Raw genomic sequence first — 23,192 nt, 5'->3', positions numbered from 1 at the left:
TGTGAGTGGTGATCGGATGGCGGAGTCGTGGGTGATGTTGTGCTATCGGCTTCCCCGGGAACCGTCCACACCGCGGATCACGGTGTGGCGCAAGCTCAGGCGGCTCGGGGTGGCGCAACTGGCGGATGGGCTCGTCACGCTGCCCGCCGACGCCCGCACCCGCGAGCAGCTGGAGTGGATCGCCGACGAGATCGTCGAGGCCGGTGGCGAGGCGTCGATCTGGCTGGCCCGGCCCGCCTCCGCCGTGCAGGAGCGCGATCTTGCGGCCCGGATGGCTGCTGCCCGCGCCGCCGAGTACGAGGCGGTGATCGCCGCGGTCGGCGCCGTGTCGGCGGTGGGGGAGCGGGAGGCCCGCCGCAGCGGCGAGCGGCTGCGTGGCGAGCTGCGCCGTATCGGCCGCCGCGACTACTTCCCGCCACCGCAGCGGGATCTCGCGAACGCCGCGGTCCAGGCATTGCTGGCCGATGCCGCAGCACAGGAAACGGACACGGATGTGCAGGAGGTGTCGTGATGAGGTGGGCCACTCGAGCCGGGATCCACATCGACCGGGCCGCCTGTGCCTGGCTGATCCGCCGGTTCCTCGACCCGGACGCCGAGTTCCTGTTCGTCGCTGACCCCGCCGACCTGCCGCCGGGCGCGATCGCGTTCGACATGCGCGGGGTGGAGCTGTCCCACCATGTCGGCCCGGATGGGGCGGCCGACTGCAGCTTCGAGACGATCCTGCGCCGCCACGACCTGACCGACCCGGTGTTGTGGCGCATCGGGCAGATCGTGCACGAGGCCGATCTGGACGATGAACGCTACGACGCCCCCGAGGCGCCCGGCCTGGACGTGGTGCTGCGCGGGCTGTCCATGGTGTGCGACGACGAGCGGATGCTGGAGGTGACCGGGCCGATCTTCGACGGCCTGTACGAGTTCCAGCGCCGCGCCCTGCTGCTGGGCCGGGAGCCGGCATGAACAACCTCGACCCATCGAAGCGTGCCCGACCGCGAGGGGGCGCTACAACGCCAGAGCCCGAGACGGCCGCTGGTCGCGGTGCCCGGGTTGCTGGACCTGATGTGCGGACCGTGCCGCAGCGGACGTTCCTCGGCTACTTCCTCGGCCTCGGTACGTGGGGGTTCGGCGGGCCGATCGCCACCGTCGGCTACATGCAACGCGACCTGGTCGAGCGACGCGCCTGGCTGTCGCGGCAGGACTTTCTCGACGGCGTCGCCCTGGGCCAGACCATGCCCGGCCCCCTCGCCGCGCAGGTGGTGATGTGGCTGGGATACCTGCGCGCCGGCACCATCGGCGCCCTCGTGACCGCGGCGACGTTCATCGCCCCGTCGTTCCTGCTCGTGCTCGCCGTGGCCATCGTCTACGCCCAATACCAGGGCCTGCCCGTGGTGCAGGCGCTGTTCCACGGCATCGCCCCCGCCGTCATGGCCATCATCGCCGTGGCCGCGTACAAACTGGCCCGGATGACCAACCACCGCGACCTGCGACTGTGGGCGATCAGCCTGGTCCTCGCGGTGGTCACTGCGCTGACCGGCGCGGAGATCGCGCTGCTGTTCATCGCCGCCGGGCTGCTCATGATCGTCCTCGACGCCCCGCCCCGCTGGCTACACCGCCCCACCCGCGCCGCCGCCGTAGCGGTGCCAGGCCTCGGGCCGTTGGCGGGTAAGGGACTGGTGGGTAAGGCTCTGGCTGCGGCGGCAGGCGGCGGCACCCTCCTCGCGGTGGGCTGGTTCTTCCTCAAGGCCGGCGCGTTCATCTTCGGCAGCGGCCTGGCCATCGTGCCGTTCCTGCGCGAAGGCGTCGTCCATCAGCATCACTGGCTGACCGACGGGCAGTTCCTCGACGCCGTCGCGATGGGCCTGATCACCCCCGGGCCGGTCGTCATCACCGCCACGTTCATCGGCTACCTCGTCGCCGGCTGGCAAGGCGCCATCGTGGCCACCGTGGCGATCTTCACCCCGATCTTCCTCGGAGTGGTGGTGCCCGGCCGGTGGTTCATCCGCCACCGCGGTAACCCGCAGATCCAGGCCTTCGTCAAAGGTGCCACCGCTGCAGCGGCCGGCGCGATCGCCGGCGCCGTGGTGGTGCTGTCCCGGCAGACCATTGCCGACTGGCCATCCGCCGCCATCGCGGTGATCGCGCTCGGGCTGCTGCTCAAGTGGAAGATCAAAGAACCGATCCTGGTCGGCCTTGGCGCCGCCGCCGGCCTCGCCCTGCACTGGCCCCTGTGAACGCGCACCGATTCGCCGATGGCAACCGAAGTACGGCGCCGAACACATCACCAGCCGGTTTGCGAGGATGCGGTCGGGATGGTGGTCAGCAGCAGGGTGCCGCCGCCTGCGGGGCTGGTGATGGTGAGGTGTCCGCCGAGTGCCTCGACCCGGTCGCGGAGGTCGGTGAGGCCGGTCCCGCGGTGTGGGTCGGCGCCTCCGACACCGTCGTCGCGGATCGACAGGTGCAGGATGCCGTCCCGGGTTGCCGCCTGCACCCGCACCACCGAGGCGTGGGCGTGTCTGGCCGCGTTGGTCAGCGCTTCGGACACGACATGGTACGCGGCTGTCTCAACCACCGGGGGCATGCGCGGGCAGGTGCGCAGATCGAGGTCGACCGCTACCGGCGATCGGCGGGCGAGTGCCTTGAGCGCGGGTGGCAGGCCGCCCGCGGCCAGCAACGTCGGATGGATGCCCCGCGAGATCTCCCGCAGGTCGTTCACGGCACTGTTCAGGTCGCACAGGACGCGCGACAGTTCCGCCTTGGTCCGTTCCTGTTCCGGCGGCAGGCCGGCCTGCACAGTGCCGAGGTGCATGGCGACGACGAAGAAGTGCTGCAGCGCGCTGTCGTGCAGGTTGCGCTCGATGCGCTGGCGGGCCTGGTCGGTGGCGGCGACCAGCCGGGCTCGGGACGCGGCGAGCTCGGCCTGGCTGTCGGCGTTGGCGATGGCGGTGACGGCAAGGTCCACGAAGCCCGCGACGCGGGCCTCGGTGTCGGGTGGCAGCGGCTCGGGCTCGGCGGATGCAATGCCCGCCATGCCCCACAGCCGCCCCTCGACGACGATCGGCACCCCGACCGCGGAGCGGATGCCCTGCTCACGGGCGGTCGCGGCGGCGCGGCCGACAGCGGTTTCGAAGCTGTCCATCCGGGCCGGGCGACCGGTGTCCCACACCATCGCCAGGACGTTCTCACCCTCCAGCGGCCAGCGCATCTGGTCCGGCCGCTGGGCGGGCGGGTTGGTCGACACGATGATGGCCGTACCGTCGTACTCGTAGCGACACAGCCACGTGGCGTATTCGCCGAGCAGCCCGGACAGCTCCGTCGTGATCGCATCCAAGACCTGGGATGGACTACCGCCGTGCGCCACGAGGTTCGCCACCCGGCCCAACGCGGCTTGTTCGGCGGCCAACTGGCCCAGATGCTCTCGGCTTGCTTCCAGCGAGTCCAGCACGGCCGCGCGTTCGCACCCGGAGTGCAACAGCGACGCCAATGACGGCACGACCCGCTGCCGCAGCCGCAGGACCGTCCGCTCGGGCAGGTCGACCGGCACCACCAGGGTCCCCAGCCGGGCCGCGCCGGCGCACAGCGGAAACGCCAAGTGCCGGCCATTACCAGGGACGACGGCAAGGTGGATCGCCGCGTCCGGCAGGTCGAGCGATCGCGCGATGCACTGGGCGACCGCGGGCAGCACCTCGGGCGGATCGTCCGCGTGCAGCAGCAGCCGGGCCATCTCGGCAGTGAGATCAGACTCCTGGGCCTGGACGGCGTGCAGCCGGGACAGGTCCGCCACCGCGCTCGTCGCCACCGCGACGATGAGCAGAACCCCCAACCCGACGACCTGCCGCATGTCCGAGACGGCGAACCTCTCGACGGGCTGGACGTGGAAGAAGACGAACGCCGCGGTACTGGCCACCGCGATAACCAGTCCGAACCACATGCCCCACACCATCGAGGCCACCAGCACGCCAACGATGTAGATCATGCCTGGGTAGAACGGTGCCATGACCTGCTGGAGCGGATAGACCAGCAGGGTCTCCACCACGATCAGCAAGGCGGCGACCGCGATCCCCAGCCACCGAGGCGGGGGTGTCGGTCGCACCAGCCAGGACAGCGAACCGACATGCACTGATAACAGTCTAGTCCGCTGAATGGCAGCTGTGCTTGGCCGCAGAGCGGGGCAATCGCTCGGTCCGGGTGAGTCTGTCGGGACCCTGCGGATATTGGTTTGTACGAGTTGGGATGCCGACGCGCCGACCGTGGCGCAAAGATCTACGCCAAGATCCACGATCCACGGAGGTCATGTTGACTACCACGGCCATTGATCTGGACACCCTTTCCGTCAACACCATCCGAGGCCTGTGCATGGACGCGATCCAGCGGGCGGAGTCCGGGCATCCGGGTACGCCGATGGGGATCGCGCCGGTCGCGTACACGCTGTGGCAGCGGTTCCTGCGGTTCGACCCGGCTGATCCGATCTGGCCGAACCGGGACCGGTTCGTGCTGTCCGAAGGGCACGCCTCGGCGCTGTTGTGGTCGCTGCTGCACCTGACCGGGGTGCGAGCCGTCGACCCGGACTACGAGGTGCTCGGCCGTCCCTCGGTCACCCTCGAAGACCTCAAGACGTTCCGGCAGCTCGACTCGCGTGCTCCCGGCCACCCCGAGTACCGGTGGACGAGCGGGGTCGAGACCACCACCGGGCCGCTCGGCCAGGGGGACGCGACCTCGGTGGGGATGGCCATCGCCGGCCGGTGGCTGGCGTCCCGGTACAACCGGGACGACTTCCGGCTGTTCGACTTCGACGTGTACTCGATCACCGGCGACGGCGACCTGATGGAGGGCATCTCGTCGGAGGCGGCCTCGCTCGCCGGTCACCTGCGGTTGGCCAACCTGTGCTGGATCTACGACTCGAACCGGGTGACGATCGAGGGCTCCACCGACCTCGCGTTCACCGAGGATGTGGCCGAGCGGTTCCTGGCGTACGGCTGGAACGTGACGACCGTCGCGGACGCCAACGACCTCGACTCGGTGCAGCGGGCGCTGCACAACTTCCAGGCCGAACACGAGCGGCCGACGCTGATCGTGGTGCACAGCCATATCGGGTACGGCTCCCCGGTCGAGGACACCGCGCAGGCGCACGGCCAACCGCTCGGCCCGCAGGCCGTACGGGAGACCAAACGGTTCTTCGGCATGCCCGAGGACGTCGACTTCTACATCCCGGACCAGGTGTCCGAGTGGTTCGCGCAGGGCATCGGCGCCCGGGGTGGGGCGGCGCGCACGGCTTGGCAGTCGAGCTTCGCGGCGTACCGGGCGCGGTACCCGGAGCTGGCCGACGAGATCGAGCGGATGCAGCGACGGGAACTTCCGGACGGCTGGCAGGATGCGCTGCCGACCTTCCCGGCCGATGCGAAGGGTGTCGCCACCCGCGAGTCCTCGGCTCAGGTGCTCAACGCGCTGGCGCAGGCGGTGCCGTGGCTGCTGGGCGGCTCGGCCGATCTCGCCCCGTCCACCAAGACGCGGCTCACGTTCCCCGGCGCCGGCGACTTCCAGGCCGGCGAGCGGTCCGGACGCAACTTCCACCTCGGTATCCGCGAGCACGCGGCCGCGGCGATCGCCAACGGGATGGCGCTTTCCAAGCTTCGCTCGTACTGGTCGAGCTTCCTGATCTTCTCCGACTACGCGCGGGCCGCGATCCGGCTGTCGGCGTTGATGGAGATCCCGACGCTGCACATCTTCAGCCATGACTCGATCGGGGTCGGCGAGGATGGGCCGACCCATCAGCCGGTCGAGCAGCTCGCTTCGCTGCGGGCGATGCCGGGGCTGCTGGTCTTCCGTCCGGCCGACGCGAACGAGGTGGTCGAAACCTGGCGGGTGGTCGCCGGACTGCGACGCGAGCCGGCGGCGCTCGTGCTCACCCGGCAGCCGCTGCCCACCTTCGACCGCACCCAGGTGGCCGCCGCGGCCGGGGTCGCGAAGGGGGCGTACGTGCTGGCCGACCCGCCCTCCGGCGAGCCGGACGTGATCCTGCTGGCCACCGGCTCGGAGGTGGCGCTGGCGCTCGCGGCACGCGACGAACTCGCCGCCGGCGGGATCGGCGCCCGGGTGGTGAGCATGCCGTGCTGGGAGCTGTTCGACCGGCAGCCACGCCAGTACCGCGACGAGGTGCTGCCCCCGGCGGTCCGCGCCCGGGTCGCGATCGAGCAGGCGTCGACGCTCGGCTGGGAACGGTACGTGGGGGACGCCGGCGCGGTCGTCGGCATGCACACGTTCGGCGCCTCCGCGCCGCTCAAGCAGCTGCTGACCAAATTCGGGTTCACACCCGACCGGGTAGCGCAGGTGGCCCGGGAGCAGGTGGCCGCGAATACCTGACCGTCGAGGCGGCCGCACCCGAAGCCGGCAAGGAGGGGACGTGAAGGCAACCCAGACGCTGCATGTGCACGGGCAGAGCCTCTGGCTCGACAACATCACCCGGGGCATGCTCGACTCCGGCCAGATCCAGCACTACATCGACAAGTACTCGGTCACCGGGCTCACGTCGAATCCGTCGACCTTCGACAAGGCGATCGAGTCCGGCTACTACGACGACGCGGTCCGGGAGAAGTCCGCGACCGGGTGCTCCGACGAGGAGTTGTTCTTCGAGCTGGCGATCGAGGACCTGCGGCGGGCGGCGGACGAGTTCCTGCCGGTGCACGAGCGCACCGACGGTGTGGACGGGTGGGTGTCGCTGGAGGTGTCGCCGCTGCTCGCGTTCGACACGGCGAGGACGATCGCGGCCGCCAAGGCGCTGCACGCGCGGGCCGCGCGACCCAACCTGCTGATCAAGATCCCCGGAACGGCCGAGGGCCGGCCGGCGATCACCGAATGCGTCGCGTCCGGGGTACCCGTGAACGTCACCCTGCTGTTCTCGCCGGAGCAGTACGAGGCCGCCGCGGACGCGTACCTGGCCGGCGTCGAGCGCCGGCTCGAGCGCCAACTCGATCCCGCCGTGGGGTCGGTCGCCTCCGTCTTCATGTCCCGCTGGGATGCCGCGGTCGCCACCCGAGTACCGGAAGAGTTGAAGGACCAGCTCGGGCTCGCCGTCGGACTCGCCACCTACCGGGCGTACCGGCAACTCATGGACTCCGACCGGGTGCAGCGCGTGCAGAACTCCGGCGGGCGGATCCAACGGCTGCTGTGGGCCAGCACCAGGACCAAGGACCCGGCCGCCTCCGACACGCTCTACGTACACGGGCTCGCCGCGCCGTTCACGATCAACACCATGCCCGACGTCACGCTGCAGGCGTTCTACGACCACGGCGAGACAGGGGAGCCGATGCCCGCCGACGGCGACGACTGCGACGCGATGCTGGCCCGGTTCCGCGACGCCGGCGTCGATCTGGCCGGCCTCGCCGCGAACCTGCAATCCGACGGCGCGAAGAAGTTCGTCGCCGCCTGGAACGACCTCGTGGAAAGGATCTCCGCGCAACGCGCCGCGGTCGCCTGACGTGTGCACAACCGCCGAGGAGGAAACCACGATGACGACGCAGACACCAATGCGGATCGGCATGGTCGGGCTGGGCCGGATGGGCGGGAACCTGGTCCGCCGGCTCATGCGGGACGGCCACCGGTGCGTCGGGTACGCCCGCACCGAGAGCACCGTGCGGCAGCTCGCCGGTGAGGGTATGACCGGCGCGACGTCGCTTGCGGATCTGGTGGCCAAGCTCGACCGGCCGCGCGCGGTCTGGCTGATGGTCCCGGCCGCGGCCGTACAGTCCACACTCGACGAACTCGTCCCGCTGCTCGACCCGGACGACGTGGTGATCGACGGCGGGAACTCGTACTACCGCGACGACATCGCCCGCGCCCGGCAACTCGCCGCGCACCGGATCCACTATCTGGACTGCGGCACGTCGGGCGGGGTGTGGGGTCTGGAACGCGGCTACTGCCTGATGATCGGCGGCGAGGAGGCACCGGTCAGGCGGCTCGACCCGATCTTCAACACCATCGCCCCGGGCCGCGGCAGCGCGCAGCTCACGCCGAGCCGGACCCGGGACGGGACCGCCCCCGAGGGGTACCTGCACTGCGGGCCCAACGGCGCCGGCCACTTCGTGAAGATGGTCCACAACGGCGTCGAGTACGGGATGATGGCCGCCATCGGCGAGGGGCTTTCGATCATCCGGCACGCCAACGCGGGCAAGACCACCCGTATCGTCGACGCCGAAACCACGCCGCTGCGCGACCCGGAGGCCTATCAGTACGACATCGACGTCGCCGAGGTCGCCGAAGTGTGGCGGCGTGGTTCCGTCGTCGGATCCTGGCTGGTCGACCTCACCGCCGACGCGCTGGCCCGCTCACCCCAGCTGGACGACTTCTCCGGGCGGGTGTCGGACTCCGGCGAAGGCCGTTGGACGGTGCAGGCGGCGATCGACGAGAGCGTGCCCGCCCCGGTGATCAGCACGGCCCTCATGGACCGCTTCGAGTCCCGAGGGCTCGGCGAGTTCACCGACAAGGTGCTCTCCGCGATGCGCAGCGAGTTCGGCGGCCACGCGGAGAAGCGGGACTGATCCGGCTCATGGGCTGTCTGGCAGGTACCAGTGGTGCGGCGAGATGAGTTGGTGGATGGCGTCCGGGCCCCACAATCCCGGGTCGTACGGCTGGACGGGTGGCGGATCGTCGAGCAACGGGGCGGACAGCTCCCACAGCCGTTCGATGCCGTCGGCTCGGGTGAACAGTGACTGGTTGCCCAGCATCGCGTCGAGAATGAGTCGTTCGTAGCCGGCCAAGGCGTGCCGGTTGCAGAACGAGTCCGCGTACCGGAAGGCCATGATCGCCTCGCCCAGGCGCATGGTGGCGCCTGGCTCCTTGGCCAGGAAGCGAGCCGCGATGGAGCCCGGATCGTCGAAGTCGATGACCAGCTTGTTGCTGGGCGTGACGTTCGTGTCCGGGTCCAGTGCGAACATCCGCAGGGCCGGTTGTTTGAGCCCGAGGGTGACCACCTGCCGCTGCTGCCGCAGTGACTTGCCGGAGCGCAGATAGAACGGCACCCCCGACCAGCGCCAGTTGTCCACCTCGACACGCGCGGCGATGAACGTCTCGGTCTGTGAGGCGGGGTCGACGCCGGGCTCGTCGCGGTAGCCGCGGTACTGACCGCGAATCACGCTGGTGGCGTCCAGCGGCGACATCGCCTCGAAGACCTTGGTCGTCTCGTCGCGCAGTTGTTTGGCGGCCAGGGAGGTGGGCGGCTCCATCGCCACGAAACCCAGCACCTGGAGCAGGTGCGTGACGATCATGTCGCGGAACGTACCGGTTTCCTCGAAGAACCCGGCGCGGCCCTCGATGCCGATCGTCTCCGGTACGTCTATCTGTACGTGGCTGATGTGCTCGCGGTTCCAGATCGGCTCGAACAGTCCGTTGGCGAAGCGCAGGGCGAGGATGTTGTCGACCGATTCCTTGCCCAGGAAGTGGTCGATGCGGAACACCTGGGACTCGTCGAAGGTGCCGTGGACGGTGTCGTTGAGCGCCCGGGCGGACGCCAGGTCCGTGCCGAACGGCTTCTCCACGATGACACGCGCGTTGCTGCTGGCCAGCCCGGTGTCGCGGAGCATGCCGATGGTGGGTGCGAAGCCCTGTGGCGGTACGGCCAGGTGGAACAGCCGGCGTGGGCGGCCGCCGATCGCCTTTTCGGCCGCCGTCACCGCGTCGAGCAGCGGTTGCGGATCCGCCGGCGCCGCCGCGCCGAAGGACAAGGATTCGGCGAACTCGCGCCACGCCTCGCCGGTCGGCTCCGCCAGCCCGAACTTGGCCACAGCGTCCTTGGCGCCCCGGCGGAACTCGTCGTCGGTGTGTGCCGACCGGGCCGAGCCGACGATCCGATATCGGGCGGGCAGCAGGCCCGCCTTCGCCAGGCTGAACAGCCCGGGTAGCAACTTGCGTCTGGCGAGATCCCCGGTGGCGCCGAACAGCACGATCACGTGATCGTCGCGGGGTGCGCCCTCCCGCTGCGGCGTAACAGACTCCCTGGTACCGGAGCCGGGCGTGGCATATCGAACGCTCATGATCCCTGGTCACTCCGAACATTGCCGGGTGTTACCTGTGTTTACCTGGCCCATACCCGGCTCGGCGGGTCATACACCGATGACCGAGCCGGTGGGGGAGTTACCCGGTCGAGCAGGATCTACCGGCGATCCCGTCGGCCCGTTCGGCCTGGTTGCTGCCGGACCATCGCAGGTAGCGTGAGACAGGACCTCCGCGCGAGAACTCGCCGAACTCTTGGACCGACGATCGGAGGCCGACCGATGATCACCCATCCGGCGTTTCCGCCCGAGCCGTGGAACATCCGCGAGACCGGCCTTGACCTCTCCGTGCTGGCGCAGTCCGAGTCGGTGTTCGCGCTCTCCAACGGCCACCTCGGGCTGCGCGGCAACCTCGACGAGGGCGAGCCGCACGGGCTTCCGGGGACCTATCTGAACTCGGTGTTCGAGCTCCGGCCGCTGCCGTACGCCGAAGCCGGCTATGGCTACCCCGAATCGGGCCAGAGCGTCATCGACGTCACCAACGGCAAGCCGATCCGGCTGCTGGTCGAGGACGAGCCGTTCGACGTGCGGTACGGCGAACTGCGCTCGCACGAGCGCGTGCTGTCGCTGCGCGACGGGGTGCTGCGGCGAACCGCGGACTGGGTCTCCCCGTCGGGTCACCGCATGCAGATCTCCTCGGCCCGGCTGGTGTCGTTCACCCAGCGCGCGACCGCCGCGATCGCGTACGAGGTACGACCGGTCGACGCGCCGCTGCACATCGTGCTGCAGTCCGAACTCGTGGCCAACGAGCAGCTACCGGCGACGTCGGCCGACCCGCGGGCGGCGGCGGCCCTCGAGTCGCCGCTGCGACCCGAGCAGCGCATCGCGCACGACGCGCACGCACGACTGGTGCACAGCACCCGGGCCAGCGGGCGCAGGGTCGGCGCGGCGATGGACCACGCGGTGGACTGCCCGGCGGACGTGAGGACGGGCATCGAGTGCTCGCCGGACACTGCCCGGTTCACGCTCACCACCGGGCTGGCGCGTGGGCAGTCGCTGCGGGTGGTGAAGTTTCTGGCGTACGGCTGGTCCGGCCTGCGCTCGATCCCGGCGATCTCGGCCCAGGTGGAGGCGGCGCTGACGCTGGCCCGGGAGAGCGGCTGGGAGGGCCTGCTGGCCGAGCAGCGGCAGTACCTCGACGAATACTGGGCCCGTGCCGACGTCGACCTCGACGGCGACCCGGAGGTGCAGCAGGCCGTCCGGTTCGCCCTGTTCCAGGTGCTGCAGGCCAGTGCCCGGGCGGAGCGCCGGCCGATCACCGCCAAGGGGCTGACGGGTCCCGGCTACGACGGCCACGCGTTCTGGGACACCGAGTCGTACGTGCTGCCGACGTTGACCTACACGACCCCGCACGCCGCGGCCGACGCGCTGCGGTGGCGGCACCTGACGCTGCCGGCCGCCCGGGAACGGGCCCGGCAGCTCACCCTCGACGGCGCGACCTTCGCGTGGCGCACGATCGACGGCGACGAAAGCTCCGGCTACTGGCCGGCCGGCACGGCCGCGCTCCACATCAACGCCGACGTCGCCGACGCGGTGATCCGCCTCGTGCAGGCGACCGGCGACGAGGCGTTCGAGCGAGGCGCCGGATTGCCGCTGCTCGTGGAGTCCGCCCGGCTGTGGGCCTCGCTGGGCTGCCACCACCCCGACGGCGGTTTCCGGATCGACGGGGTCACCGGCCCCGACGAGTACAGCGCCCTCGCCAACAACAACGTCTACACGAATCTGATGGCGCAACGGAACCTGCGTAGCGCCGGGGAGGCCGCGAAGCGCCACCCGGCCGAGGCAGCCGGGTTGGGGGTGACCGACGACGAGATCGCCGCCTGGGCACGGGCCGCCGACGCGATGTTCGTGCCCTACGACGACAAGCTCGGCGTACATCCACAGGCGGAGCACTTCACCGACCTCGCGGTTTGGGACTTCGCCCGCACCCGCCCCGACCAGTACCCGCTGCTGCTGCACTTTCCGTACCTGCAGCTGTATCGCAAGCAGGTCGTCAAGCAGGCCGACCTGGTGATGGCGCTGTACAAGCGCGGCGACGCGTTCACCGCCGAGGAGAAGGCCCGCGACTTCGCGTACTACGAGCCGCTGACCGTCCGCGACTCGTCGCTGTCGGCCAGCATCCAGGCGGTGATCGCCGCCGAAGTCGGACACCTCGACCTCGCCTACGACTACCTGGGCGAAGCCGCCCGGATGGACCTCGACGACCTCGAACACAACACTCGTGACGGGCTGCACATCGCATCCCTGGCCGGCGCCTGGATCGCGCTCGTGGCCGGCTTCGGCGGCATGCGCGACAGCGGCGGGTCACTCACGTTCGCCCCGCGGCTGCCCGCGCCACTTGCCCGCCTCACCTTCAGCGTGCTGTGGCACGGGCAGCGGCTGTGCGTGAACGTCACCCGCACCGAGGCGACGTACTCACTGGAGGGTGACGAACCGATCGAGTTGGCCCACCACGGCCGGACTTTCCGGTTGACCGCCGGCCAGCCGGTCACGCGCCCCATCCCACCGGCCGAACCCGGTCCGCGACCCGGCCAGCCGCCGGGCCGCGAACCTGTCCGCCGCCGGCCCGGCTCCACGTAAGGGGGCAGCCGCTACACCATCCAGGCCATGTTGGAGGCCTGGGTCGGGTAGACGAACAGCGCATCCCGCAGCGCGTCGGCGCGGATATCCGCCCGGATGGCCAGGGCGAAGAGGTTCGAGAACTCGTCGGCCTCCGGGCCCAGCAGGTGTGCTCCGAGAATCCGGCCGCTGCCCTTCTCGATCAGGACCTTGTACATCGACGCCGGCTCGGCGACCCGCCGCGCTGAGTACCAGCTCGAGGTGTCCGCCTGTTTCACGTCGAAACTCAGGCCTTTGGCCCGGGCCTCCTGCTCGGTCATCCCCACCGCGCCCAGTGCGGGGATCGAATAGACCACACTGGCCCGGCCGCGGTAGTCGGCCGTGCGCTGGTTGCCGTTCAGGAGGTTTTCGGCGACGAGGCCGCCCTCGTACTGGGCGAAGGGCGTCTCGGGAAGACCGCCGCTGTTGGCCGCGTCGCCCGCCGCGTACACCGCCGGGTTCGAGACGCTCCGCAGGTGCTCGTCGACCCGGACCCCATGGCGATCGAACTCGACGCCGGCGGTGGACAGGTCCAGATCGTCTATCTCGGGTGCGCGACCGGCCGCGTGGACGACCATGTCCGCCTCGAACACCTCGGATCCCGAGTCGGTCGCGGCCGTGACCCTGAAGTTTCCCGGTGCTCCCTCGACGCTGATGACCTGAGTACCGGTCCGCACGTCGATGCCCACGTCGTGGGTGCGCGCCAGGAGCCGGGCCACGAGGTCCTGGTCGAAGTGTTTGAGCGGCCGGTCCCCCCGCTGCAGGATGGTGACCGTCGCGCCGGCCCTGGCCGCGATGTGGCCGAACTCGAAGGCGATGTAGCCGCCTCCGACGAACACGATCCGCCGAGGCAACTCCCGCAGGTCGAGAAACTGGTCGCTGCGGGTGAGGTGCTCCTCGCCCGGGATGCCCAGCTTCCTGGGCCAGGCGCCGGCTGCTACGACGAGGTGAGCGGCGTCGAGCACGTCCTCGCCGACCTCGATCGAACGCTCGTCACGGAAGCGTGCACGCCCGTGGAAGGTCTCCACCCCTTCCTTGACGAAGCCTTCCTCTCGCTGCCGGGGAAACGGGTCCGTGAACGTGGCCTTGAACCGGATCAGCTCAGGCCAGTCGATGCGCACGTCCCCGGCAACGCCTCGGCCCTCCATGCGACGTCTCCGATCGACGATCTCCGCCGCTCCCACCAGCACCTTCTTGGGGTCACAGCCGCGCAGCCCACAGGTGCCACCAAAGGGCCGGGAGTCGGCGATCGCCACGTTCCGGCCGGCGGCCTGGCATCGCGTGGCCACCGTTGAGCCGGCTTCCCCTGTTCCGATCACGACGACATCAAAGGATTTCTTCATGATCCATCCTTCTGCTCGCGCGTGGACAGTCCACAATCTTGCGAAGCTACCCGGGTTCACGGGTTCGACACATCCGCGGGCTCGACGCTTCGGGCGGCTGTACGGGATCGTCAGATCCGGTCCGGCGGTACTGCCAGACGGCGATCCCATCGCGTAGGCGCATGATGGGAAGAAGCGAGTCCGGTCAGTTGGGGAGTACCGTCATGACCAAGGACATCACATATCGCAGGATCTACGAAGAATCCTCGCCCGAGGACGGCAAGCGGGTGCTCGTCGATCGCGTCTGGCCGCGGGGGATGCGCAAGGCGGACGCACACCTCGACGAGTGGCTGCGTGACGTCGCCCCGTCCACCGAGCTGCGCCGTTGGTACGGCCACGAACCCAGCCGCTTCGACGAGTTCCGCCGCCGCTACCTCACCGAACTGCGCGAGCCGGCGCGGCGGCAGGCCGCAGACCATCTACGAGACATCGCCAACCACGACAAGGTGACGCTGCTGACCGCCACCCACGATGTCGACCACAGCCAGGCCGCCGTCCTCACCGACTGGCTGACCGGCGCCGGGAGATCCAGGGCTTGATCCGCTCCGGGAGCCGCGCGGGCGGCCGCTGTCAATCGTTGTTGCCAGCTGCCACCGGCTCCCGGCGGGCCAGCGGTGCGAGGGTGCGCTGGATGATGAACCACTCGGCGATCAGGACGTTGCCGAGCAGGGACATCCAGGCGCTCACGGTGTAGACGTCCTTGTAGGGCAGCCACGACACCGAGTGCATCAACGCGAGCAACGGCAACTGGTAGAGCCGCAGGGTCACCGCGGCGAAGGTGAGCGTGTAGTTGCGGATCATCCAGACCCGGTGCAGCTGGATCTCGCGCCGCCGGATCGCGCGGTAGGCCTTCGCGGCCGTGTACAGCCACGCGACGATCAGCGCGAAGAACGCGACCTGCAACGGGAAGCCGCTCTTGGTCACCGCCGCGGCGTACGCCGCCGGCACCGACGCTGCGACGACCGAGATGAGGTAGACACGGCCGAGCACCCGATGCAGCCGGGGGAAGCGGGTCCGCAGCCGGTGCACGAATTGCCACGGCCCGGTGATCAGCGCGATTCCGGCGGGCACCCCGTGGATCACCAGGCTGGTGTAGTACCCCGGTGTGATCCGGTCGAGGTTCGGAATGGTCGTCCCCCCGACCAGGTACGGCGGCACGAAGTATCCCGCGATCCCGAACGCGAGCACGGTCAGCAGCCCCCACAGGAACCACCACCAACGTCGGCGCACGGCCCGAGACATGACTGCAGTAGACATCTATGACTCCGATTTTCTGTACGGGAACGATCGCGAGGAATCGCGAAACCTGCCGGACCGTCACGTCCGGCATGGCAAGGGATGGGGGTCCCGGGGCTCGATACTGAACGCATCGCCAACCCGCCGCGTCGGCATGAGTTGCCTATTTCCGGCGCCTCGGCGATACCTAGTGCAGCCCCGCAGAAGTCCTGTCAGGGTTGGGTTCACGCTGTCAGGGGGCGGCCGTCGTAGCGCCATCGGAAGGGTTTGGCGGTCCGGCTGTAGTGGGTGATGAACTTGATGATCTTCGTGGCGAGGTGGTCGCGGGAGGTGAACTCGCCCCGGCGCAGCAGTCGTTTGGTCAGGATCGAGAAGAAGATCTCCACCATGTTGAGCCATGAGGCGTGCTTCGGGGTGTAGGTCACCTGGAACCTCGGGTGGGCAGCGATCCAGGCGCGGGTGGCCTTGGATGTGTGACTGGATCCGTTGTCCATCACCAGGTGGACGTTCAGATTCGTGGGGATGATCTGGTCGAGTTCGGTCAGGAACTCGATGAAGGTCTCGGAGTTGTTCCGTTCGATGATCTTCGGGTGGACCTGGCCGGTGGCGACGTTCATCGCGGCCATCAGCGAGACCGTGCCGTGGCGGACGTACTCGAACTCGCGGCGGGCCGGGTGTCCGGGACGCGCCCGGCGGGTTGGGTGTTTGCGGGACTTGGCCTGGATTCCGGTCTTCTCGTCCATGCTCAGCAGCATCGTGCCGGCGGGGATGTGCTGGTAGAGGTGGCAGATGGTCTGTGCCCTGGTGAAAAACTCGGGATCGTCGGGGCGGTTGAGCCAGCCTCTGACCTTGTGGGGCTTGAGGTCCGCGTCGGCCAGGATCCGTCCGACCTGACTGGCTGAGATCCCGATCCCCCGGGTCTGTGCCAGGTGCCCGGCGATCCCCTGGTGGGTCCACTGCGAGTCGGTGTCCGGCGGGTTGCTGGTAGCGGTCGCCACGATCAGCAGCCGCACGTCGAGGCCGTAGACCGGGGGCCGGCCTGAGCGGGGCCGGTCGACCAGCGCCTTTATGCCCCGGGCACGCCAGTCGCGCCGGGTACGCCGCACGGTGGTCACAGCACAGCCGACCATGGCGGCGATCGTCTCGTTCGGGGTCTTCTCCCAGGCCAGCAACAGGATCCTCGCCCGGCGGACCTCGCGGACCGGGGCGGTGGAGCAGCGAACCAGGTGGTTGAGACGGCGACGGCGGTGACGAGACAGGCGAATCGTGTCGCGGCTTCGCATTCGGGGCACGGGCCGCCATGATGCCAACCCGGCCACCATGCCCGTCGATGAGGCCGGGGTCCCGATCACCGGCCAGACCAGCGACCGGCACACTGGCGGGTATGCCGGCGCCCACCCGACGCGTCAAGGAAGACACCACGGCCGAGCTCGACCACCACGCCGAACGGCACTGGTCACAGTTGGGCGGGGTCGAGGTGCGCTGGCGCGGCGGGTACGGCTACGTCATCGGCTACCTCGACGACGACGAGACCGACCTCAACGCCCCGGAAGAGACCATCACCCTGTGCCGGATCGGCTATCTCGGCACCCCGGACGACTGGGCCTTCGCCCTCTACGACCCCGCCACCGACTCCTACCAGAACACCGTCCTGCCCGACGGATCCCTGACCGGCACCCTCACCGACATCCTCGACTGCGCATGCCGGATACACCTGGCCGACATCCCGCCCAGACCAACCCAACCCTGACAGGACTTCCGCGGGGCTGCACTAGACGCTGCGACCTTGGTGACCACGGCGGACCGGTGCCCGATCAGCGCAGGATCCGAAGTTCAGCGGGGCGACCTGCCTGAGCGTCACAGCTCCGGAGCGAGCAGAGCGGGATGCTCCTTGAGCTGTCGGCGCGAGGTGAGACCCAGCTTGCGGAAGATGCTGCGGAGGTGGGCGTCGACGGTGCGTTTGCTGACGAACAGCTGGGCCGCGGTCTCGTTCGAGGTGGCGCCCGTGGCCACAAGCCGGGCCACGGCCACCTCCTGGGCGGTGAGCCTCTCGAAGGAGAGCTCGGTGTGGTGGCCGACCCCCTCGCCGGCGGCCCGCAGCTCGTCCGCGGCGCGCCGCGCGAATGCCTCGGCCCCGGCCGCCGACAGCAGCTCATGCGCCATGCGCAGTTGCTGCGTTCCATCCTTGCGACGTCCGTGCCGGCACAGCCATTCGCCGTACAGAAGATGGGCTCTGCCGCGATAGGGCATCAGCGGTGTCTCGGCGAGGCACTCGACGGCCTCGCGGTAGTGATCCTCAACGCCGGTCACGAGCCCGCGAGCATACGCGACGATCCCTTGGCCGGACACGGTTCCGCGCGCCTGCGTACGCTCGGTCAAGGACTCCAAGGCCTGGGCGGCGACGTCGATCTCCCCGCACCGGACAGCGGCCTCGACCAACTCGGGCAGGGCGAGTCCGGTGAGGAAGAGACGGCTGGGCTCGGTCGCCCTGCGCGCTGCCGCGAGCGCGGCTGGGTAGTCACCGAGACCGTTGTTCAGTAAAGCCGTGACCCAGTCCAGATTGGTGACTTGCCCGGTCCCATCGGCGGTCACGTCTCGCACAGCTGTCTCGAACAGGTCGCGAGCCTCGTTGCGGCGGCCTCGGAGAGCGGCCAGCTGCAGCCGCGGATAGAGAAGCGGGGGATCGCCCGCCGCGTCGGCTATGGCTCCCTCCTCCGCGATCGCGGCGAGCGCCTGCCCGATATCGCCGATATACATGGCGTCGGAGGCCCTCTGTGCGAGGCCGAGCCTGAGCAGCACCGGCGAGCCTGATTCGCGGCCCGCCTTCACCAGCCATCCAGCGGTGGCGGCGAAGGTGTGCGGGTCCCAGAGCTCGGTGGAGATTATCGTGGCGAGCGCTGGCCAACGCATCCACATCGGCTGCTGATCGGAATGCAGCATGTCGCTGAGCATCGGGATGGCGACCTGGTGATCACCGGCGGCGAGCCTGAGCAGCGCGTCGAGGACGTCCGGCGCCATCGGTGGCGGCGCCGACCGCGCCGCGTCGAGGATCGCCGGGATGAAACCGCCGCCTCGGCCGACCAGAAGGCTCATTTCGAGCGCGTCCAGATAGCAGTCGCGAGCCCGGCCGGTGTCCAGGCGGGCCAAGCGCCGGGCGCCTGCGTCCATCAGCGCGGGTCCGGTGCCGTCGCCCGGCCGGGTGAAGGCAATGCGACCCTGCAAGAGTTCGACACTGGCGCGCTGGTAGTCGTCCAGCGCCGCGGTCCGTACCGTTGTGAGCAGTTCCTCGGCTGCGATCCTCCTGCCTGCCTCGAGATAGGCACGTACCGCGTCCAGGGTCCTTTCGACCCGCCGGCCGGTGTCGTGCGACAACTCGGCCGAGCGCTGCAGGAATGCGGCCGCGGCCGCCACCCCGCCGCGCGCTTGCGCGCGGGCGGCGCACCGTTGCAGGTCGGCGGCGACATCGTCGTCGGGACTGACGGCGGCCTGGGCGCGGTGCCAGGCCCGGCGGTCGGGGGCCACGATGGGATCGGTGGCCTCGGCCAGCGCGCGGTGGACACTGCGGCGCTCCTCGACCCCGGCCGCCCGATAGACAGCCGAACGCGCCAGCGGATGGCAGAACCGGATACGTGTGGAGAACTCGGCCAGTTCCACAGAGCAGGCATCGGCGCTCGCCTGTTCGATGTCGACACCGAGCATCCGCGCGGCCGGCCAGAGCAGGTCGGGGTCGCCGGTCGGGTCGGCGCTCGCGATGGTCAGCAGCAGGCGGGCACCGTCCGGCAGATCGGTCAGCCGGGCTCGGAACGCCTGCTCGATCCGGTTCGGCACCGAGCCGGTCTCAGGGGGCGCGAATCCACCGGCCGAAGGGAGTTCGAACAACGCCAGAGGATTGCCGTTCGCCTCAGCGACCAGCCGATCCCGCACCCGTTCATCCAGGGGGAAGGGGCTGCGCGCGGTCAAGAGTTGCCGGGCGTCCGCGTCGCTCAGCCCGCAGACGCGCAGCGCGGGTAACGTCGTCAGCTCACCTTCGGCGGCGGGCGATCGCAGCGCTATCAGGACGACGACTGGATCGGCGCCGATCCGGCGGGCGAGGAAGGCCAGCGCCCTCGAAGACGCCGCGTCCAGCCATTGAGCATCGTCGACCAGGCACAGCAACGGTCGCTCCCGTGCGGCCGCCGCGACCAACTCGAGGACGGCGAGCCCGACCCGGAACCGATCGGGCGCCGGCCATGAGTCCGAAGGCCACCTGCAGGGCATCATGATGGCGTTGCGGCAGTTCGCCCACATGTCGCAGGATCGGCACGCAGAGTTGGTGCAGAGCGGCGTACGGAAGCTCCTGTTCGAACTCGGCTCCGGAAGCGCGCACGACCCGGAAGCCCGCCGCCATCCGCTTCGCGTGCTCCATCAGAGCCGTCTTGCCGATGCCCGCCTCACCGCTCAGCACAAGCGCTCCGCCGGTGCCCGCACGCGCGGCCGTGATCAGTTCGGCGACATGTCCTGTCTCCACGTCTCTGCCGATGAGCGAATCGCTTCTGCGGACCGTTGCCTGCATGGCTGAAACGCTAGGCGGGCGCGCCGGCGGCCCGTGCGAGGGGATCTGTGCTGCCCGGCAGGTGGTAGACCACCAGCGTCTGCTCGGGCCGCTCGGCGACGTGGAACGCGGCGTGCGACACGGTGATCACGCCCAGCCGGGGATGCCGGAAGCGCTTGTGGCCCGCGTGGCTGAACTGGATGTCGTACTGCGGCCACCACTCGCGGACCTCGGAGCTCGCCTCGGTCAGCTCGGCCACGAGCCGGGTCACGCGCGGGTGGCCGGGATGCCGTCCCGCGATCGCCCGCAGCCGGGCCAGGATGTTGCGCGCCTCGCGCTCCCAGCCGACCAGCACCTCGCGGGCGGCGGGCTCGGTGAACATCCAGCGCACGACGTTGCCGCCCGGCGCGATGCCCCGGAACAGCTCGGCGGCGGCGTCGTTGGCCGCGAGGATGTCGTAGCAGATGCCGGTGACGTACGCGGGGTTGTCGCCGAGCAACGCCGGAACGCCCGCGACCTCGGGCGCGGCCTCCTCGGGGGCCTCTTGCTCGGGCGTCGCTCCCGCACCGGCGAGGCGGCGCAGGTGCTCCTGCTCGGCGCCGGTCAGCCGCAGCGCCCGGGCCAGTGCGTCGAGCACCTGGCCGGAGGGGCGTACGTCGCGGCCCTGCTCGAGATAGGTGAGCCAGGTGGCGCTGATGCCGGCCAGCAGGGCCAGCTCCTCGCGGCGCAGCCCGGGTGTGCGGCGGCGGCCGGTGACCGGCAGGCCCGCGTCGGCCGGGGCCATCCGCTCCCGGCGGCTGCGCAGGAATGTGCCCAGCTCGACGCTCACCCTAGAACCTCCAGTACCAGAATAAGGCGATTCTGGATACCACCTTACCGTGGCGCGAGGCTTACCTCATGCGAGCTTGGACTGTTGCTGCACAAGACGACGACGTACGCCTCCGCGAGGTACCGGCGCCCACGCTCCAGGGCGGTGGCGTACTCGTGGAGGTGCTCGCCGCACACCTCCCGGCGTACACGAGAATGGTGGTGAAGGGGAACCGCGGCGGCCTGCCGGTCCCCCTGACCCTGGGCCCCTCCTGCATCGGGCGCGTGACCGACGTCGCGCCCGACGTGTTCCATGTCGCCCCGGGCGACATCGTGCTGGACACGGCGCTGCTCGACGCGGGCGGCGGCGACGAGATCCTGGTGGGCTGGGTCGGCCTGGGCGGTTCGGGCGCCGGCAGCGAGCGCACGGATCGCATGCGTACGGTGTGGCACGACGGCGTCTTCGCGGAGCGCGCGCTGTGCGCCAAGGAGACGATGGTCAAGCTGCCCGGTGCCGAGAACTGTCCGGAGCCGGCCCGCCTGTCGTTCCTGCCGTGGCTCTGCATCGCCGCCGCGGGCCTGCACACCGCAGGTCCCCTGGCCGGCCGCGACGTCGCGGTGATCGGTGCGACGGGTCAGCTGGGCGGCGCGGCGGTGCTGGTGGCGCTCGCGGAAGGCGCGGCGACGGTGACGGCGGTGGGCCGCAACAAGGAGGCGCTCGACCGGCTGGCGGAGCTCGGCCCCCGCGTGCGCACCCACCGGCTGACCGGCGACCGCGCGACGGACGCGGCGGGAATCGGCCCGGTGGACGTGGCTCTGGACGCCCTCGGCGCCACCCCGACGGCGGACGCGACCATGGCCGCCTACGACAGTTTGCGGGGGCGCGGCACCCTTGTGCTCATCGGCGGCGTACGCCAGGACCTCACCATTGCGTACGGCGACCTGATGCGCCGCAGGCTCACCCTGCGCGGCTCCTGGATGAGTGATGACGAGACGGTGACCACGGTGTGGAACATGGCCCGCTCCGGGCTGCTGGATCTCTCCGCGGTCGAGCTGCTGACGGTCGGCCTCGACGACCCGGCGGCCGCCCTCGACCTGGCGGAGCGTACGACGGGCCTCGGCTTCGTGGCCCTCGTCCCCTGACCGTAGAAAGACCTCGACGTCACAGGCAAGATCCCCGGTCGGCGGAGTCGCCGATGATGGCCACGAGCATGCGTCGCAGGGTCTGGACCTGACGCTGGCTGAAAGCGTCCAGGACGGAGGCTTCGACGGCGGCGCAGGCCTCGGCCACCGTCGCTCGCAGCGCTTCGCCGTCGGCGGTGATCACGGGGATGCGCAGACGGCGGTCGCCGGGAGCGCTGTGGCGCACGACGAGACCCCTGCGCTCGAGCCGGTCCAGCTGGCTCATGAGGGTGGTCTTGTCCAGCCCGAGAGCTCTGCCCAGGTCGGACTGGGTGAGGCCGGGAGTCTTGCCGAGCGCGCTCAACACGATGTAGTCGCGCATCGTCAGGCCGTGCTGCTCGGCCACGTCACCGGTCGCGCCGCGCAGATGCTGGGCCGCCCGGTGCAGCAGCCAGGTGATCTCGGAGTCGACGGACGGGTTCGGGCCGACGGCCGCCGGTGCCGATGGTTGTGAGTCTCGCATCGCAGCACCGTACGTCGTCACCGGGATTGTGTCGCCGCCGCGGGCGCCAGCAGCGGGATGCCGTCGTATGAGCCGAGGTCGTGCGCGGGGACGATTTGCATCAGGCCTTCCAGGGCGATGATGCGCAGCAGGTCCTGGCGCAGCTGATCCGGATCGCTGTCGGCGAGTTTGCTCAGCAGCCACGGCCGCTCGACCCGCCTGCGGATGCCGTCGATCTGCCAGGTCAGATCGCCGATGAAGGTGTACCGCCGGTCGGAGGGCAGTGTCACGAACACGATCACCGAGCCGGTGGTGTGGCCACCCGCCAGCACGACGACCACCGATCCGTCATCATGCACGTCGTAGGTGTTCGTAAACCCGAGATACGGCCGGCTCTCGAACCCGTACTCGTGGACCTCGTGCCCTTGACCGACCAGGCGGAAGACCTTCCCGTCCGGGTCTTCGGCGGCGTACTGCCGTTCGTTCGCGTTCATCCAGACCGGCGATCCCAGCAGACCGTCGAGACCGCTCGTGTGATCCCAGTGGGAATGCGTCAGCAGTACGCCGAGGAGTCTGCGGCGGTCGTAGCCGACGGCGTCGAACTGCTCGCTGACCGTCCGGCCCGCCTGATACGGGGCGCGCATGAACCGGGGCAGCATCGCGACGTGCGCCGCGACACCGGCTCCGAACCCCGCATCGATCAGCAGATCGCCTTTCGGATGCTGCACCAGGACTGCGGACGCGGCGAACTGTCGCTTGTCGCGGAACGACCCGCCGCGTACGGCAAGCGCCGCACGGGTCTGATACGTGCCGGTCGGCAGGTGATACATCGCCATGTCCGCGGGCGGGTAAGCCTCGGGCAGCGGCTGGGTCCAGGCAGGTGGCTCGGCGAGCGACGACATGAGCGCGATTGTATGAGTCAAGAAGATCTGAGACAAGAAGGCCTCCGCCGGCGGACGCCGCCCCGCCCTGGAGCC

19 protein-coding genes and 1 pseudogene are annotated in these 23,192 nt (G+C 69.9%); 10 read left to right on the top strand and 10 right to left on the bottom strand.

Annotation, left to right across the window (positions count from 1 at the left end; genetic code table 11):
* Positions 1 to 16 precede the first annotated feature (16 nt).
* From ACQPY0_RS42320 to chrA, 3 genes are all read left to right on the top strand, one after another.
* Positions 17 to 511 carry a Chromate resistance protein ChrB gene (locus ACQPY0_RS42320; protein ID WP_432974175.1) on the top strand — a complete coding sequence of 165 codons (495 nt, stop codon included), beginning with the start codon at positions 17 to 19 and terminating at the stop codon, positions 509 to 511.
* A complete protein-coding gene (locus ACQPY0_RS42315) occupies positions 511 to 957 on the top strand; it encodes a chromate resistance protein ChrB domain-containing protein (RefSeq protein WP_432974173.1) in 447 nt (148 codons plus the stop codon). The genes ACQPY0_RS42320 and ACQPY0_RS42315 overlap by 1 nt, the downstream gene beginning before the upstream one ends.
* 110 nt (positions 958 to 1,067) lie before the next feature.
* Entirely contained in the window at positions 1,068 to 2,228 is a 1,161-nt protein-coding gene (chrA, locus tag ACQPY0_RS42310; protein ID WP_432974171.1) for a chromate efflux transporter, read from the top strand.
* Between the two features lie 47 nt (positions 2,229 to 2,275).
* On the opposite strand, the gene ACQPY0_RS42305 is transcribed toward chrA, so the two are convergent.
* Positions 2,276 to 4,273, bottom strand: coding sequence for a DUF4118 domain-containing protein (locus tag ACQPY0_RS42305; RefSeq protein ID WP_432974169.1), 1,998 nt, complete (start codon positions 4,271 to 4,273; stop codon positions 2,276 to 2,278).
* A 14-nt stretch (positions 4,274 to 4,287) separates the two neighbouring features.
* Between ACQPY0_RS42305 and tkt the strand changes: the two genes are divergently transcribed.
* The 3 genes from tkt to gnd are packed head-to-tail and all read left to right on the top strand — an operon-like array spanning position 4,288 to position 8,528.
* On the top strand, positions 4,288 to 6,354 hold the full coding sequence (gene tkt, locus ACQPY0_RS42300; RefSeq protein ID WP_432974167.1) for a transketolase: 2,067 nt from the start codon (positions 4,288 to 4,290) through the stop codon (positions 6,352 to 6,354).
* A 40-nt stretch (positions 6,355 to 6,394) separates the two neighbouring features.
* Positions 6,395 to 7,468 (top strand): transaldolase, encoded by a 1,074-nt coding sequence (gene tal, locus ACQPY0_RS42295; protein WP_432974165.1) that lies wholly within the window; start codon positions 6,395 to 6,397, stop codon positions 7,466 to 7,468.
* A gap of 31 nt (positions 7,469 to 7,499) precedes the next feature.
* Complete coding sequence (gene gnd, locus ACQPY0_RS42290; protein WP_432974163.1) at positions 7,500 to 8,528, top strand: phosphogluconate dehydrogenase (NAD(+)-dependent, decarboxylating); 1,029 nt, start codon at positions 7,500 to 7,502, stop codon at positions 8,526 to 8,528.
* 6 nt (positions 8,529 to 8,534) lie between these two features.
* Here gnd and zwf read toward each other — a convergent pair whose 3' ends face one another.
* Entirely contained in the window at positions 8,535 to 10,019 is a 1,485-nt protein-coding gene (zwf, locus tag ACQPY0_RS42285; RefSeq protein WP_432974161.1) for a glucose-6-phosphate dehydrogenase, read from the bottom strand.
* Positions 10,020 to 10,259: 240 nt separating this feature from the next.
* On the opposite strand from zwf, the gene ACQPY0_RS42280 reads away from it, so the two are divergent.
* Positions 10,260 to 12,617: a glycoside hydrolase family 65 protein gene (locus ACQPY0_RS42280; RefSeq protein WP_432974159.1), complete on the top strand. Its 2,358-nt coding sequence runs from the start codon at positions 10,260 to 10,262 to the stop codon at positions 12,615 to 12,617.
* Positions 12,618 to 12,628: 11 nt separating this feature from the next.
* On the opposite strand, the gene ACQPY0_RS42275 is transcribed toward ACQPY0_RS42280, so the two are convergent.
* Positions 12,629 to 13,978 (bottom strand): dihydrolipoyl dehydrogenase family protein, encoded by a 1,350-nt coding sequence (locus tag ACQPY0_RS42275; protein ID WP_432974157.1) that lies wholly within the window; start codon positions 13,976 to 13,978, stop codon positions 12,629 to 12,631.
* A gap of 203 nt (positions 13,979 to 14,181) precedes the next feature.
* On the opposite strand from ACQPY0_RS42275, the gene ACQPY0_RS42270 reads away from it, so the two are divergent.
* Positions 14,182 to 14,556, top strand: a complete 375-nt coding sequence (locus ACQPY0_RS42270) for a DUF488 domain-containing protein (RefSeq protein WP_432974155.1) — start codon at positions 14,182 to 14,184, stop codon at positions 14,554 to 14,556.
* A 31-nt stretch (positions 14,557 to 14,587) separates the two neighbouring features.
* On the opposite strand, the gene ACQPY0_RS42265 is transcribed toward ACQPY0_RS42270, so the two are convergent.
* Both ACQPY0_RS42265 and ACQPY0_RS42260 read right to left on the bottom strand, forming a co-directional pair.
* Positions 14,588 to 15,259, bottom strand: a complete 672-nt coding sequence (locus ACQPY0_RS42265) for a DUF2306 domain-containing protein (RefSeq protein WP_432974153.1) — start codon at positions 15,257 to 15,259, stop codon at positions 14,588 to 14,590.
* Positions 15,260 to 15,477: 218 nt separating this feature from the next.
* Complete coding sequence (locus tag ACQPY0_RS42260; protein ID WP_432995589.1) at positions 15,478 to 16,536, bottom strand: IS630 family transposase; 1,059 nt, start codon at positions 16,534 to 16,536, stop codon at positions 15,478 to 15,480.
* 101 nt (positions 16,537 to 16,637) lie between these two features.
* Here ACQPY0_RS42260 and ACQPY0_RS42255 point away from each other — a divergent pair, with 101 nt between their 5' ends.
* A complete protein-coding gene (locus tag ACQPY0_RS42255; protein WP_432974151.1) occupies positions 16,638 to 17,003 on the top strand; it encodes a hypothetical protein in 366 nt (121 codons plus the stop codon).
* 107 nt (positions 17,004 to 17,110) lie between these two features.
* Here ACQPY0_RS42255 and ACQPY0_RS42250 read toward each other — a convergent pair whose 3' ends face one another.
* From ACQPY0_RS42250 to ACQPY0_RS42240, 3 genes and pseudogenes are all read right to left on the bottom strand, one after another.
* Complete coding sequence (locus ACQPY0_RS42250; RefSeq protein WP_432974149.1) at positions 17,111 to 19,408, bottom strand: LuxR C-terminal-related transcriptional regulator; 2,298 nt, start codon at positions 19,406 to 19,408, stop codon at positions 17,111 to 17,113.
* A 139-nt stretch (positions 19,409 to 19,547) separates the two neighbouring features.
* Positions 19,548 to 19,805: pseudogene (locus ACQPY0_RS42245) on the bottom strand (ATP-binding protein); the annotation flags it as partial.
* A 10-nt stretch (positions 19,806 to 19,815) separates the two neighbouring features.
* Complete coding sequence (locus ACQPY0_RS42240) at positions 19,816 to 20,613, bottom strand: helix-turn-helix transcriptional regulator (RefSeq protein WP_432974147.1); 798 nt, start codon at positions 20,611 to 20,613, stop codon at positions 19,816 to 19,818.
* 68 nt (positions 20,614 to 20,681) lie between these two features.
* Here ACQPY0_RS42240 and ACQPY0_RS42235 point away from each other — a divergent pair, with 68 nt between their 5' ends.
* Positions 20,682 to 21,734: a zinc-binding dehydrogenase gene (locus ACQPY0_RS42235; RefSeq protein WP_432974145.1), complete on the top strand. Its 1,053-nt coding sequence runs from the start codon at positions 20,682 to 20,684 to the stop codon at positions 21,732 to 21,734.
* A 19-nt stretch (positions 21,735 to 21,753) separates the two neighbouring features.
* On the opposite strand, the gene ACQPY0_RS42230 is transcribed toward ACQPY0_RS42235, so the two are convergent.
* Positions 21,754 to 22,236, bottom strand: coding sequence for a MarR family winged helix-turn-helix transcriptional regulator (locus ACQPY0_RS42230; RefSeq protein ID WP_432974143.1), 483 nt, complete (start codon positions 22,234 to 22,236; stop codon positions 21,754 to 21,756).
* A gap of 17 nt (positions 22,237 to 22,253) precedes the next feature.
* On the bottom strand, positions 22,254 to 23,153 hold the full coding sequence (locus ACQPY0_RS42225) for an MBL fold metallo-hydrolase (RefSeq protein ID WP_432974141.1): 900 nt from the start codon (positions 23,151 to 23,153) through the stop codon (positions 22,254 to 22,256).
* Positions 23,154 to 23,192 lie beyond the last annotated feature (39 nt).

This window comes from Dactylosporangium sp. CA-233914, assembly GCF_050942935.1.
Lineage (GTDB): Bacteria > Actinomycetota > Actinomycetes > Mycobacteriales > Micromonosporaceae > Dactylosporangium.
This window is presented reverse-complemented; position numbering and strand designations above follow the sequence as displayed.

What these genes read in the sequence shown, in the direction of transcription:
- ACQPY0_RS42320 (WP_432974175.1), top strand. Translation starts at nt 17, where the DNA reads ATGGCGGAGTCGTGGGTGATGTTGTGCTATCGGCTTCCCCGGGAACCG.
- ACQPY0_RS42315 (WP_432974173.1), top strand. Translation starts at nt 511, where the DNA reads ATGAGGTGGGCCACTCGAGCCGGGATCCACATCGACCGGGCCGCCTGT.
- tkt (WP_432974167.1), top strand. Translation starts at nt 4,288, where the DNA reads ATGTTGACTACCACGGCCATTGATCTGGACACCCTTTCCGTCAACACC.
- gnd (WP_432974163.1), top strand. Translation starts at nt 7,500, where the DNA reads ATGACGACGCAGACACCAATGCGGATCGGCATGGTCGGGCTGGGCCGG.
- zwf (WP_432974161.1), bottom strand. Translation starts at nt 10,019, where the DNA reads ATGAGCGTTCGATATGCCACGCCCGGCTCCGGTACCAGGGAGTCTGTT.
- ACQPY0_RS42280 (WP_432974159.1), top strand. Translation starts at nt 10,260, where the DNA reads ATGATCACCCATCCGGCGTTTCCGCCCGAGCCGTGGAACATCCGCGAG.
- ACQPY0_RS42275 (WP_432974157.1), bottom strand. Translation starts at nt 13,978, where the DNA reads ATGAAGAAATCCTTTGATGTCGTCGTGATCGGAACAGGGGAAGCCGGC.
- ACQPY0_RS42270 (WP_432974155.1), top strand. Translation starts at nt 14,182, where the DNA reads ATGACCAAGGACATCACATATCGCAGGATCTACGAAGAATCCTCGCCC.
- ACQPY0_RS42265 (WP_432974153.1), bottom strand. Translation starts at nt 15,259, where the DNA reads ATGTCTCGGGCCGTGCGCCGACGTTGGTGGTGGTTCCTGTGGGGGCTG.
- ACQPY0_RS42260 (WP_432995589.1), bottom strand. Translation starts at nt 16,536, where the DNA reads ATGCGAAGCCGCGACACGATTCGCCTGTCTCGTCACCGCCGTCGCCGT.
- ACQPY0_RS42255 (WP_432974151.1), top strand. Translation starts at nt 16,638, where the DNA reads ATGCCGGCGCCCACCCGACGCGTCAAGGAAGACACCACGGCCGAGCTC.
- ACQPY0_RS42235 (WP_432974145.1), top strand. Translation starts at nt 20,682, where the DNA reads ATGCGAGCTTGGACTGTTGCTGCACAAGACGACGACGTACGCCTCCGC.
- ACQPY0_RS42230 (WP_432974143.1), bottom strand. Translation starts at nt 22,236, where the DNA reads ATGCGAGACTCACAACCATCGGCACCGGCGGCCGTCGGCCCGAACCCG.